Genomic DNA, 13,422 nt, shown 5'->3' on the forward strand with positions numbered 1-13,422 from the left:
GGTGCGGAGGAACATGTGAACGTGGCACGACAGGCAGGCGACACACCGGATGTCGCGGCCTCCCTGTTTCTGTTACCGAATCCGTTTAATGTGATCGCATGGCTGGAAGCAAACCTGGGAGAGAGTCGAAGGGCCCTCGCATACCCGCAATGGTGCGCACGCCCGACACGCAGTATGCGCATTACAAAAACGAGGCCGACGCCCTTGGCCTCGACCTCAGCGACTACTACGTCTATGTCATGGCGCTGCACCATGATCTACCCATGCCGCATTACATCCAAGATCGAATCGATCCCGCACAGTACAAGCTGGGCGCGTGATGACCTACCCCTAGACAGTGAAAAACCCCCCTCGTGCTTGGCGGCGAGAAGGGGGGTCTTCCGGATTCACAAGTGAGCGAATCGCTCCGCTCCAACCACCCACCGGGAACAACCACGAACACGACAGGAGGTGTATTGACATCATAGCTCAGTACCCCTGCCTCGCCGTGATTTGCGCTCCGAACCCAGCGCGCGTCGTACATCTACGTGTCGGCGGTGAGTCGTGACGTCACCGACTCCCAACCGCGGCCACATGTGGTCGATGGACAACATCCGTCCACGCCTCGAGCAGCTCGGCGGCTTCAAAGCCACATCGAGTACCCAGTTTCAGGCGAGATGCCCCGTTCACGACGACCGTCACGCTTCGCTGTCTGTCACCTGGACTCCGGGCCACCACGGTTCTGGAATGGTGCTGCTGCGGTGCCATGGCTGCTCAGCGACGGCCGCAGAAATCGCCGAGCGTCTCGATATCGGTGTGTCCGATCTGTTCGACGAACCCTTGCCGAGTCGGGATCCGAGCGCACCGCGTGTCGGTAGATCCCCGCAGCAACGGGCAGCGGGCAAACGACGTGGGCGTCTGGGGCGTCTGCCTGCTCGGATTGCCGGTCCGATGCCGGAGCCCGAGGTCGAGCACTCTTGGTCGGAAGTTGCGCGCTATCCCTACACCGATGCCGACAGCGTATTGGTGCAGGAGGTCATCCGCGAGGAGTGCACCTCGTGCGGCGTCAAACACAAACGATTCCGGCAGTTGTTCGTCGGTCCGAATCGCACGTACGTCAAACGTAAGCCTGCGGTGTTCACTCCGGTCCTGTTCGCGATGCCGCAGCTGCAAGCGGCGCTGTCGGCCGGCCAGCCGGTGTGGCTGCTCGAGGGCGAAAAGGATGTCGAGACCGCGATGCGTCTCGGTCTGTGCGCGACCACGAATGCCCAGGGTGGCCTGAACTTTCCGCCACAGCTCGCCGAGGTGTTCGCCGGTGCCGCAGTGCGCGTTGTGCTCGATCGTGACGCCGCAGGATACGAGCGCGGCATCGAACTGGCGTCGCTGCTCGGCGCAGTTGATGCCGAGGTACAACTGCTGCTACCCGGCACAACAGATGACAAATCAGACTTCACAGATCACGTCGAGGCCCAGCTGTGGGATCCGGACGATATGTGGAACGGGTTGATTCCCGTCCATGTCGGTGAGGTTGCGGCACATGCTGCGCTGGCCAAGCTGCGCGGCAAGGCCGCCGAGGTCGAAAAGGCGGCTCAGGAAGCGGCTGCGCGTGCCGAGCGCGGGCGAGTATCAGGTCACCAGGATGAGTGCGCAGACGAGATCCGCCTCGCTGGGCGCTGGGCCGTCGAGGCGGAGCGCCTGTTCGAGCCGTTGAGCGAAGCCGTCGATGCGGTGCGTAGTTTCGCTGCCGCTGAGGGCACGAAGTGGTCGCAAGAAGCGGTCGATGCCGCTACCGCTGTGTGGCGTACTGCCCGCACGGCTGCCCGTGCCGCACACGATATTTCGCGCACTCCGATTCCACCGCTGCTGCACGACGAGGACGAGCACGACGCGGTGCCGCCGGCGACCGGATCCAGCCACATCGACGCCGGTGAATCGACACATCCGCTCCCTGACGGACCCCGACTGCACCTGGTCGGGGCGGCCACCCGCGGCGCTCAGATATCTGCACCGACGTATCGGGTCGTAGAGGGAAGCCTCGTCGAAATCGTCACCAACCGAGATGGCGAGCAGACCGCCAAAATGGTGCTCAGCATCGATGCTCGGATCGTGGAGATGGAATACCTCGAATCGCAGGACGACGGCCTCGACGTCGACGCACCGACCCTGCTCGGACGCGAAGATATCGTCGGGCAGCGGGAAGCCAATCCGCCGTCGCCCGAACAGCTTTCCGCTGTCGTCATCGGGTACACCCATCCCGATACGGGCGAGTTCATGCGTATGCGGGTGGACGCACAGGACTATCGGGACTGCACCTGGGCGGATTCTCTTCCCGGGCCGCCGACGTACGACTCCAAACCCTCTGGAATCGCCAAACTTCGCGACGCCCTGAAAGTGGCGGGTGGAGTGACGATTGCCCGGACGGTTCGATTCCGTTCCACCGGTTGGCGTAAGGACCGAAACGACGAGTGGTTCTACGTGCACGCGGGTGGCGCTATCAGTGCTGCCGGTGCCCGTGTTGCGCCGGTTCTGCTCAGTGGACCGCTCTCGCGTTACGACCTGCCGTGCCCGATCGCCGATGCACCTCGATTGCGTGATGCCTTCATGGTCGATTCGGGATCGATGCTGACGCGTCTGCCGGTGCGAATCGCTGCTCCGTTGCTCGGGCACGTCTTTCGCGCGGCCTTGGGACCCAACCCCTGGGTTCTTTCGCTCATTGGTTCGCCCGGTTCGTACAAGACCTCGATCGCGTCGATCGCGATGCATCACTTCGGTGAGCTGTGGGATCGTCGGCGGCCGGCATCGTCGATGTCAGGTAACGGTGACACTCTCAATGCGCTTCGCATCAAACTGAATTCGTCGAAAGATGCGCTGTACTGGGCCGATGATGTCGCTCCCACACGAGACTGGGGGGCTGCACAGAAAGCGCTCGAAGAGTTCGCGCGCATGGTCCACAACGGCGAACAACGGAGCCGTTCCAGTCGCGACGGGTTGAGCATCCTCGACGGCACCGCCCCCCGATCGTCCGCGATGGTGACCTCCGAGGTCATGCCTCGACCAGGGTCCGGCGCTCAGCGCATGTTGGTGGTGCCGTTGCAGTCCGACGAGATCGAACTCGACGAGCTGATTCGACTCGACAGTGAGCAGTCTCGACATGGACGCGCCCTGCTGATGGCCTCGTTCCTGCAGTGGTTGTGCCCCCGCCTCGAGGAACTGCGGGAAAAGGTCTTCAACGAGGGCGCGCACTACGCCGAGGGCTTACGTGAGCAGGGTGAGACCGTGCGCCAGGCCGAAGCGGTCGGTGCAGTGTGGGCAGGGTGGCAGGCGTTCACCGCTTTTCTGCTCGATGTCGGCGCGCTCGATGCCGATGAGGTCGAGCAAGTTCTCGACGTCGTCGACGGCGGATTGCACGACGCGGTCGTCGCTGCGGCCGATCCCGATCTGCCTTCACGTACCGGGGCGCGGGTGCGCGAGCTCCTTGCGCACGCACTGCGTACCGGGTTGGCCTACGTCGACGACGTTCGTACCGGTGAAGCACCCGACCGCCCGCTCGCCGGCCGGTTGGGGTGGCGACGGACGTTGGTCTCGGACTATCAGGACGTCAAGAAGTACCGCGAAGACGCACGCGGGATCCGGTTGGGGTACGTGCTCACCGACCCCGGACCACGCGACGGTGAAGCGCAGCTGTTGATCGAATCGACTGCCCTCGAACAGGTTCTGAAAGCCGCGGCATCGACGATGTCCGATGCTCCACAGATCGATCGAGGCACGGCGCTGCGGGCCCTCTACGACGAGGGAGTTCTGATCGCCGAGGAACGCGCAGGCAAGACACCCCGTTACACCGTCCAACGCACCATCCATTGTGAGGAACGGCGGCAGCGGATGACCGCTCTCCGTCTGTGGGCGATCCTCGGCGACGGCCCCGACGACGGTCAGATCGGCATCTTCGACGCTGATGGCGGACCCGACGATGCACCGGACGGTACGACACCGAGCGACGTTCCGGGTTCGACCTCCGCAGTGGCCGACCTCGCGACGTTGTTCTCGGTATCGAACAGCGACACCTCATCGACGACGGGCAGCTCTCGTGCCAACGACGCGGAAGCTACGTCTGACAACTCCGAACAGGAGGACATTCCAGTGGGAAGCTACCCCGATGCCGAGGGCCATATCGCTGTGGCAGAACATATTTCGCCGAGCGTCCCGTGCGTGAAGTGCGGAGTGGGCTCGGGCCTTCGCTTCGATGGCCACGTTCTGCACGCGCAGTGCTGGTTCGGAAGCACAGCTGCCTCCCGCGCTGCACTGGTTGCCGATACCGCAGCCGCAGCGAAGCCGCCTGCACCCGCCTCCACTGGCCCGCGGCCGTCGAACGAACCTGCTCGTCGAGCTGCTTCCGAGGCCGCCGAGTCGAGTGCTCCTACGGTTGCGCAACCCAGTGCGCCGCTCGAGACCACGCAGCCTCGGCGTTCAGCTCCCGCGAAGACCGCGGCCAACCCGTTCGCTGCCCCTGCCGCCGTCCTGGACGTCGATGGCATTTGGATGCCCGACGGAAGTCGAATCAATTTGCCACAGAACATCTCTCACGTCGGTCATGTCGCCGCGCTGGTGCAGGAGCTGCGTCTGGGCACTCAGACTTCGTCGTGGCAGAGCGAACCGGGACAGATCTGGGTGACCGCGGCGATGACCGAGAAGTTCGGGGTGGATCTGAGCACGCTGAGCGACGATCCGTCGCAGCGACGCAAAGACGTCGGCGAGGCCACTGCCGGCACAGCGTTCGTCACAGATGCAATCGCCGACGGTTGGACCCTGGGCAAGCCCGGTGACCGGCTCGGTGCGTGGACCCGTGTGTGGCGCACCCAGGGCGAGCACCGCGGTGTGTGGGTCGTCCTGGCTGCCGGCATGAACGCCGATCCACGCGATATCCCTATTCTCGGAGACCGACCGTCCCCGAGCAAACTCGCGCGTCGATTGTCGCTGTTCGCCAGCGCGTTGAAGATGCCGTGGGTGATCACCCCGCAGTCCACAGGTTTCGACCTGATGATCTCGACTCGATTCAAGGACCGCGAGCGGATGTTCGGGGCACAGACTCCCGTCGGCCCGGCCACCATCAGCTCCCTCGAGGACGATTACGCATGGTCCCGCAAACCGACCAGCGACGAGACATCGATGATCTACGTCCACGCGTACGACCGAGGAGGCTCGCATGCTGCGGGAATCGCCGGTTTGGAGATGCCGATCGGATCGGCCACTCATCATCCAGACGGGCGAGCGTTCGACAAGAAGCTGCCGGGCTATTGGCGGGTAGAGGTTCCCGAGGCAGGGGACTGGCGCATCCCACATCCATTGATGCCTCTCGGCGGCCGGCCGGGCCTGCTGTGGGTGACCACACCGAGTCTGCAGGTCGCCGGAGAACTCGGCTACGAGCTCGAACCTGTCGAGGCCTACGTGTGGAACGAACATGGCCGAGTACTCGATCCGTGGTACGAGCGAATCCGGGACGCACGAACAGCTTTGGACGTCGACGACGTCGACGCTCAGTTGGCCAGAGATCTGCTCAAGGGCGTCTACACGCGCACGATCGGCCAGATGGGGTCCTCGGTTCATATGACCGGACGAGCAGGTTTCTCGCCTGAGCGACGCCATCACATCATCGCCAAAGCGCGGGCGAACATCACTCGTCGCATCGTCAAGATCGGCACCGTCTCCGACCGGTGGCCGGTGGCCATCACGAACGACACGGTTCTCTACACCAGCAACGATCCGGATCCGATCGCGTCCTGGCCTGGGGAGGACAAGCAGCTCGGTCGAGGGTTCGGCCAATACAAGTGGGAGGGCTCCGCTCGACTCGGCGATCATCTCGAGTTCCTCGTCGGTGGCCGCTACAAGGGCAAGGAAGCGCTGACGATGAACTGGGATGCCACGACAGGCAAGGGGGAATAGCCAATGGCCGGGCGCAAGCATGCTGGCTTCAAAGAGAACCTGGAAGCAGACGAACGCCGACGCAGCTCACTGTTCCAGGGCTTGACGGGCAGGCGTGGTGCCGATGTCTCCGGCAAGGCCGGCACCACCCCTGACATGCGTGGGATGCTCCTCGCCGCGTACGGCCCGGGCACTCGGGGCGGGGTGAACACTGCCGCAGCTGCGCGCGATCTCGGAGTCTCACGTCGTACGGTGGAACGCTGGGTTGCCGCCGAGGGACGCCAGCGAATCTCGAAGCCGAAGGCCGAGACTCTGAGCAAGCTCACCACCAAGTCGCGGCAGGCAGCGACGACGCAACAGGGCCGGCGCGCCGCCATCAAAGCTGTCCGAGAGAGCAAACAGGGCAAGTCGATCGCCAAATACGGTGCGCGCGTACAGATCAAGGGCCGACAAGGCGTCGCCGGTGGGGGAGGGTTCTACATTCGCAATCGTTCCATCCAGATCCCCCCGGATCAGAGTGGTATGTCGCCATCCGATGTCGAGTCGATGTGGTCGGCGTACGAACGCGGCGGCGACAAAGCGCTCTCGAAGTGGCTCAGCGGCTACGCCAGCGATCGGTACGTCGACGGATGGACCTTCGAGAGCATCGACAACATCTCCATCGACCCGGTCTGACCATAAGAGTCTGCGAGTTCAGGTGTTCGGAGTGTCCGGTGCAACCGCTACGGTATCGGTGGAATCGCGCACGGCAGCGCTCTGCAGGAGGGATCAGAAAGACATGTTCGAGACCAAGTCTCAGCAGTGGAAGACCCGCGTCGTTTCTGCGTTGGCGGGTCTGATCCTCGTCAGCATGGCTGTGCAGGCCAAAATGGGATACGGCGTCTTTCTCGGACCACTCCATTAGAGCGACATGAACCCGAAGCGGCCGCGGTGGACCAAACGACAGCTCGAGGTCGCATTCACCGCGTGCTACGGCCCCTTGGTCAACGGTGGTGTCGATATCGACTATGTCGCAGCGGCATTCGGGGTGACTCGCCGTACCGTTCAGCGTTGGCTGCAGGGCTCACCTCGCGCTCGAGCGGCCATTCCCGTCCGCCGGTTGCAGCAACTTCAATTTCCCCTTCCTGAAATCCGACGTGTCGAACAGCAGACCCTCGACAATGCACGAACTGTCTTGACCGGGCTCGATCTTCCCCGTGGCCGCGGTGTCCGCAAGGAATGGCGAGAGCGACGATGGCTGGACCCCCATGTCGTGGCGATCCTCCGTCCCCACGGCTCTCCGGACCTGCGGCAGGTAGCGATCGCCAGAGGCGCACCACGCCCCGTCGCGGCACTACATAAGCGGGGCCCGCTCGATGACTTCGTCACCGTTCCCACCCGTTTCCACGCCGACGCCCTCGTCGGTGAACTGCTCGACCGCGTCGGCCCATGGCGGCTCTATCCGGACGACCGTGTCGTCGAGCTCGGCCGAACCCGCGTGTGGGCCGCATGGGCACCACCGATCGACCTACCCGCTATTGCCCGCGGTGCGGGCCTACTCGACAACTGATCAGCCTCGACCGCCGTACCCACGCTCAGTACTCGTATCCGCACCCATGACTGTCCTGTGTCGCCGCGACGAGAGAATGTCAAAGAAAGAGTGAATCGCGATGAATCGCAACAACAACTGGAACTCAAGCCTGTATATCGCTGCTGTTCCGCTCGGGCTTGCTGCCGCCTACCTAGTCGTGTGTTGGCCTTTCGAGGCATTAGTCTCGGTTCAGAGGCATCTCGGTACCGGATCCGAGGTAGTCACCGAGTCGACCCCGCCGACGATGCCCGGCGCTCAAATTGGCTTCCTAATTCTCTTCTTCGCCGCAGTTGCCGGTCTCGCTCTCGTCGCGGCGGTGCGCCGGTTCATCGAACCGAACGAGACCGAACCGAACAGCTTCCCTGGGACGTGGCGAGCGCGGACGCTGATGAGTGCAGGATTGTTCCCCATCGGCCTGTGCATGGCCTCGTTGCTGTCCCCCGAGGATGCCGAAAACCTTTCGCGCACCAGTGACTACGGCAACCCGGCACAATGGTGGAACAGTGCGCACCTTCTCGTCGCCGGCTTGGCCGAGGAACCGTTCTTCAGTGCGCTTCCGGTCTTGTTGCTCTTCGGGGTCGTCGGACTGGTCTGGCGCGTCCAGCCGTGGATGCTCGGCATCGTCATCGCGAGCTCAGCTCTGTTTCGAGCCTCCATCCATCTGTACCAGGGAACAGGGCAAGCGTTGTCGGCGTTCGTATGGGGCGCTGTGGCCGTCTACGTCTACTATCGACTCCGCAGTCTCACGGGACTCGTTCTGGCCCATACAGCTTGGAATGCATTCGTCATTGCGAACAATGGTGACTACACCGCGGCTCAGATAGTGATCGGCGGGTGTATCGCATTCACCGCCCTGTGGTCGATTTACCGACTGTCGAACACACCCACCCTCAAGCACGCCGATCTAGCACGCCCGACGGCAGCGGCCGGCCACTTTTCGATCACCACCAGCGAAGGACATTGATGAGGAATCTGACAACCATCAAACGTTGCGCGGTGATCGGCAATGCGGTGATCGGTATCAGCGCCTTCACAAAGAGCGGAATATCGTTGTGGCAGCTCGCTACTGCCAGCGGATACCCGGCAACACTGGGATGGGTTCTGCCACTGGTGCTCGACGGAATGGTAATCCTCGCAACACTCATGCTCGTCGTCGACGCCTCACACCGCTGGTTCGCGTGGGCCTTGCTGATTCTCGGGTCGATCGCATCGACGGCCGGCAACATCGTGCACGTCTCGATGGTGGACTACAGCTCGACCTTCACCGTGGCCGCGCTGGCCGCTGCTGCGCCGCCGCTGGTGCTGCTGGTCACCACGCACCTGATGATCCAGCTGGTCCGACTCGAAGCATCAGCTGTAGACGACAGCACCGACCAGCGTCACTCGGCCCCGAACAGCTCCACAGAGGCCGAAACAGCCGTTCTGTGTGTCCACGTCCTGAAACTGGCCAGCGAAGGCCACGAGCACGCTGCAGTGGCCACCAAGACCGGGCTACCCATTGAGGTCGTCGACGCAGTCATCGCAGCCGCCGAGGACGAACTCCAGATCGGCTCTGAGGAGGATCGATACCTCGCCCCGGCATGAGTTCCCCGTCGGTCTACTTCATTCGCGAGCTCAGTTCGTCGAAGAATGCTGCGAGCATCGACGGCGCGTCGGGGCTCTCGAACTCTTTGCCCCCGAACCGATAGACCTCGTATCCCGCTAGCCGGAGACGTCGGTCTTCGGTGACCATCTCGGCGTACAGCTGCGTGCTGGCGCGGCCGTCTTCGTTGGCGTAGTGCTGACGACCGTCGACCTCGATGACGACGCGTTTTCTTGCACTGAAGAGCAGCAAGAAGTCCATGCGTTGGCGTTCGAGGGGACTGCTGCCCTTGCGTTGATACTTGGTGTACGGGTCGTAGTGGAGGTAGACCTGCGGGATCAGAGCGGGAATACCGAAGCCGTGCTCTCCGTATCGACGTGAGTAGACGTCCAAGACCATCCGCTCGGGTTCGTTCTTACCGAGGCTCTCTCGCAGCCGTTTGTACAGTGACCGCCCGACATCGCGATCGTCCGTGTCTGCCATTGCTTGGTGCTCACGCCACCACTGAATCAGCTCCTGAAAGGACAGGCCGGCCTCGGTTATCGGTCTGTCGTAGACCAGGCAGAACTCAGCATTCTTGGTGATCAGGATGTCGTTGCTGACCGCGTCGCGGAGCACCATCTCCGGTTTGGGACCATTGGCCGCGAAAATGAGGTTCTTTGCGGGAGAATCGACACCGCTGGAGCCCTTTTCGTACTCTGCGATCAGCACCGCGAGCCCGTGGTCCGCGACGTCGCATTCTGCAAGCACGCGACGCGCCAGTGCGACGAGCTGGGGGATCTCGAATCCTACGAGGTAACCATCGATCAGCGACCGCTTGGTGTCGGCCTCAACCGGGGTACCTGTACCTGCCCACGTCAGGTCGAGTTCGTCGGGTAGGACCACTTCGAGGGCGGCTCGCGAGAACCCATAGATCAAGGTGTCCTCGATCGCCGACCTGAGCGTTCTGGTCGACACGATCACCCGTCGCGGCGGCTCCTCCGAGAGGCCGGCCGCAAGTGAATCCCAGAAGCTCATCGGTCAGAGGCTCCGCGGGCGGCCATGTTGAGCGGAGCGCTTACCGGCGTCGATGGCCTGGATCCAAACGAACTTCGGCGAGAATCGCCCAGAGCTTGGCGTCGTCGCCGTCGTCTCGGTGATCGGCGATGGCCTGCACGAGGGTGTTGATGACCTCACGAGAGCGTGGATTGAATCCGGCAGCTCGCGCACCAGCCCAGGCCAGGGGGTCGTCGACCACCTTGTCGAGCCTGTCGAGGGCGTGGATACACAGGTCGTGGAACTTGCCGGCACGTTTGTATTGGGCGTCGTCGAGTTCGCCGGTATCGAGCGCTGCTGCTGCTTGCTCGACGTAGACATCGATGATCGCGTTTGCGCGATCGTTGAGCTGCGGATCGAAAGTGAGGGTGTTCCAGAATGCACGCCAATTGGCTGTATCGCCGGCGGTGTTCGAGCGCGGCAGGAGGTTGTCACGAATGATCGCAGCCAGTTCCGGGTCCGTCAGTTCGCTGATCGCTCGGGCGTCGGCGGAATTCGAGGGGAGCGGGGCCGGCGTCTTGCTTCGACGCCATGGCTCGGGCTCGGTCATGTGTGCAGCTTCCCTCTCGAACGTCGCGGTTGGTGCGTTTTTCGTCGGCGGCCCGTGAGATCTGCTCCGGTATTTGTATCACTCGAACAGGACACTTCGGTCTGCTCTTTTGGCCGCTTCGTGAACTTACCGCCCGGCGCACCCGCTGTCCCCGGCACCGGGTGCGCCGGGGACATTTTCGCTTGTCAGGTGCTGTTTTTGTCGGTGTGTCGGGGTAGGTTCGAGTTGTTCTGTTGATCGGGCGGACTGACCATCTGCCCTTGTGTTAGCCCTGGGAGGGTTTCGTCGTGAGCGGTGTGTCGAGCGAGAACGCGGTGTCGGGTAGCGAGATGGTGTGGCGTGAGCGTGTTGCGTGGGCGTATCTCGCTCACGTGGCGCGGGGGCAGGGCTCGTTGGTGCATCTGGCGGTGTCCTTATCGGGCGTGGAGGCTGCAGCCGAGGCTGTGCGGCATCGGGAGGTGTCGGAGGACTTGTTGCGTGCGACGGCTCGCTCGTGGGACTACTCAGGTGCCGAGGCAGACCTCGAGACGGCGGCAACGCTGGGAGCACGATTGGTCACTCCTGCGGACGCTGAGTGGCCGCAGCGGCTGCGGATGGCCGGATGGCTGGAGGGATCGACTCCGGTCGCTCTGTGGGTTCGTGGACAGGGCGCGCTGCCCGGTGCTGATGTGTCGGCGGTGGCGCTCACCGGCACCCGGGCTGCGACCGCTTACGGCGAGCATGTCGCGTCGGAATTTGCCGGGGATCTGGCGATGCGTGGGGTGGCGGTCCTGTCGGGCAGCGGGTTCGGGATCGAGGGAGCGGTGTTGCGGGCAGCGTTGGGGGTCGGTGCAGGACCGGTAGCGGTAATGCCGTGCGGCTTGGATCGGGCGTATCCGTCCGGTCACGCTCGGTTGCTCGAGCGCGTCGCGGAACAGGGTGTGGTGGTGAGCGAGTACTCGTTCGGTGCAGAGCCTCGACGAGAACGATTCAACGGGAGTGGCGCGCTGCTGGCGGCTCTCTCCGATGCGGTAGTGGTGCCCGAGGCCGGGTCACGCGGACGTGCACTGTCTGTGGCCAGGGAAGTGCACAGGCTCGGGCGGGCGGTGTACGCGGTACCAGGGCCGGTCACCTCCGCAGCGTCGAACGGATGCCATACGTTGATCATCGACGGTGTGGCGCGTCTTGCAATGTCGGCTGCTGGCGTGTGTGCTGATCCGAACGTCTCCTGATCGGCTCGACACCGATCCGAAAGTGTGGTCGGGTATGGACGTGAGCCCTAGATGGGCCTCGGAAGCCGACTCCGCTCCCGAGGAGTTAGAGCGAGAGCCTTTGTCGCTCTGATCCTTTCGCTTCTCCCTAGACGTTCGACAACAGGCTCGCCCAGCGAAACACATGGGCGGGCCTGTTGTCTTTCCCCACCGAGCCCCGGCGCACTCGGTGCGGTCCCCGGCACCGAGTGCGCCGGGGACCAAATGTGTTGCGCGTGAGCCGTTCTTGTCGGTGGTCTCGGCTAGATTGTGGGTGTTCTGTTGATCGGGCGGACTGACCATCTGCCCCTGTGCCCTGAAAGGGGTTTGTCCGATGTCCTCTGTTTTTCGTATCTCCTCACCCGCTGATGCTGTTGCCGTGGCCGTGATGCTGGTCCGCTACGTTCCCGAGAACGAAATGGTGGTGTTCACCCCAAACTCGACAGGCGGGGCCGTCATGGCCTGCCCGCTGGGGGAGGAAGCGCCGATCGGTGGTGCCCCGTTGCTGGTGCCCAGCGGTCACCCCGTGCGTGATCTATCCGGACCGCGCGTGGTGGTCGTGTTCGGCAGTGACACACACGCCGATGCGGCATCGATGGCCGTTCTCCACGAGTTCTCGGGCGATGACGTTGCTGTGTTCCAGTTCCACGAGGGACGTGCGCGCCGCTACTTGATGAACGGGGTACTGGCGGGACCGCACGAGGTCGGCGAGGCGGTCGACCTGACGGCTCACCCCTACGTGGTCGGAGCGTTGCTCGAGGGGCAGGTACGTCTGGCCTCTCGCGCCCAAATCCGCGCGGGCTTCGTTGCCGAACAGTTCGGTGCCGAACGCGCCGCGAGTGTGGTGGACATGATGCGGGCTGCACGCGGGGCGTTCCCGGCAGTAGGGCCGATCTCGGCCGCAGAGACCATCCACCGCGAGGTACTCGCCGGGTATCTCGATTCAGGCAACCGCGGAATCGAGATATCGGATTACCACGCTGCGATGCTCGCAGCCGCCGCCTCTGACGTGCGCGTGCGCGATGTGCTGTTCGTTCACTTCACCGAAGCCAACGCCGCAGTCCTCGGCGAACTGTGGCGGCAGGTTGGCGCGGTGTTGCCCGCCAGCGAGGCAGGCCCCGCCTTCGTCCTCGCTTCGCTGAGTTACTGGATCGGACGGGAGGCGGTGCCGGCGCGGGAGGCAATGAACGTTGCCCGTGGGCTCGCCCCCGATCATTCCTTGGGGCAGCTGCTCGAACGCGCATACAACGCGGGAATCAACCCGGCGCTGTGGGAGCAGATTCGGCCCGCTGCGCTCGATGCAGAATCCGAGCGATCCCGTAACGAATGACTTGAATGCGATTGATCCGAAACCGGTTTCGCTGAATACACCATGCATCGGCGAGCCGGTTTCGGTTCGACCGCCCTCGAAAAATTCTCGATTGCAAATTGCAAATTGAGCGCGATCGAATAACAGATGCAACCGCGAAGGCGCGCAGCGCTTCGACCGAGTCCGCGAGTTCTTCGGAACGGCTTGCCGTTTCGCCTGCAGCGGCGGGCGCGCAGCGCCCAGCCCCAGCCC

General features: G+C 63.5%; 11 protein-coding genes. 9 read left to right on the forward strand and 2 right to left on the reverse strand.

Annotated features, from left to right (window positions below):
- The first annotated feature begins 149 nt into the window (after nt 1–149).
- From CH276_RS28320 to CH276_RS00995, 7 genes are all read left to right on the forward strand, one after another.
- Nucleotides 150–320, forward strand: coding sequence for a hypothetical protein (locus CH276_RS28320; protein WP_015586065.1), 171 nt, complete (start codon nt 150–152; stop codon nt 318–320).
- A 223-nt stretch (nt 321–543) separates the two neighbouring features.
- On the forward strand, nt 544–5,916 hold the full coding sequence (locus CH276_RS00970) for a telomere-binding protein (protein WP_032364989.1): 5,373 nt from the start codon (nt 544–546) through the stop codon (nt 5,914–5,916).
- A 3-nt stretch (nt 5,917–5,919) separates the two neighbouring features.
- Nucleotides 5,920–6,570, forward strand: a complete 651-nt coding sequence (locus CH276_RS00975) for a helix-turn-helix domain-containing protein (protein ID WP_015586063.1) — start codon at nt 5,920–5,922, stop codon at nt 6,568–6,570.
- Nucleotides 6,571–6,673: 103 nt separating this feature from the next.
- Complete coding sequence (locus tag CH276_RS28835) at nt 6,674–6,799, forward strand: hypothetical protein (protein WP_254924250.1); 126 nt, start codon at nt 6,674–6,676, stop codon at nt 6,797–6,799.
- A 6-nt stretch (nt 6,800–6,805) separates the two neighbouring features.
- Entirely contained in the window at nt 6,806–7,444 is a 639-nt protein-coding gene (locus CH276_RS00985) for a hypothetical protein (protein ID WP_015586061.1), read from the forward strand.
- Between the two features lie 265 nt (nt 7,445–7,709).
- A complete protein-coding gene (locus CH276_RS00990) occupies nt 7,710–8,429 on the forward strand; it encodes a CPBP family intramembrane glutamic endopeptidase (protein ID WP_032394817.1) in 720 nt (239 codons plus the stop codon).
- The gene (locus tag CH276_RS00995; RefSeq protein WP_015586059.1) at nt 8,429–9,049 is read left to right on the forward strand and encodes a DUF2637 domain-containing protein; all 621 of its coding nucleotides are present in this window, start codon (nt 8,429–8,431) and stop codon (nt 9,047–9,049) included. Before CH276_RS00990 ends, CH276_RS00995 begins: the two co-directional genes overlap by 1 nt.
- Nucleotides 9,050–9,062: 13 nt before the next feature.
- Here CH276_RS00995 and CH276_RS01000 read toward each other — a convergent pair whose 3' ends face one another.
- Together CH276_RS01000 and CH276_RS01005 are read right to left on the reverse strand one after the other, a co-directional pair.
- Nucleotides 9,063–10,064 carry a hypothetical protein gene (locus CH276_RS01000; protein ID WP_072692241.1) on the reverse strand — a complete coding sequence of 334 codons (1,002 nt, stop codon included), beginning with the start codon at nt 10,062–10,064 and terminating at the stop codon, nt 9,063–9,065.
- A 40-nt stretch (nt 10,065–10,104) separates the two neighbouring features.
- On the reverse strand, nt 10,105–10,632 hold the full coding sequence (locus CH276_RS01005; RefSeq protein WP_015586057.1) for a hypothetical protein: 528 nt from the start codon (nt 10,630–10,632) through the stop codon (nt 10,105–10,107).
- Between the two features lie 287 nt (nt 10,633–10,919).
- On the opposite strand from CH276_RS01005, the gene CH276_RS01010 reads away from it, so the two are divergent.
- Together CH276_RS01010 and CH276_RS01015 are read left to right on the forward strand one after the other, a co-directional pair.
- Nucleotides 10,920–11,843 carry a DNA processing protein DprA gene (locus tag CH276_RS01010; protein ID WP_052047799.1) on the forward strand — a complete coding sequence of 308 codons (924 nt, stop codon included), beginning with the start codon at nt 10,920–10,922 and terminating at the stop codon, nt 11,841–11,843.
- A gap of 352 nt (nt 11,844–12,195) precedes the next feature.
- Entirely contained in the window at nt 12,196–13,191 is a 996-nt protein-coding gene (locus CH276_RS01015) for a DUF4192 family protein (protein ID WP_015586055.1), read from the forward strand.
- The last annotated feature ends 231 nt before the right edge of the window (nt 13,192–13,422 follow it).

Source organism: Rhodococcus sp. 06-470-2, from assembly GCF_002258235.1.
Lineage (GTDB): Bacteria > Actinomycetota > Actinomycetes > Mycobacteriales > Mycobacteriaceae > Rhodococcoides.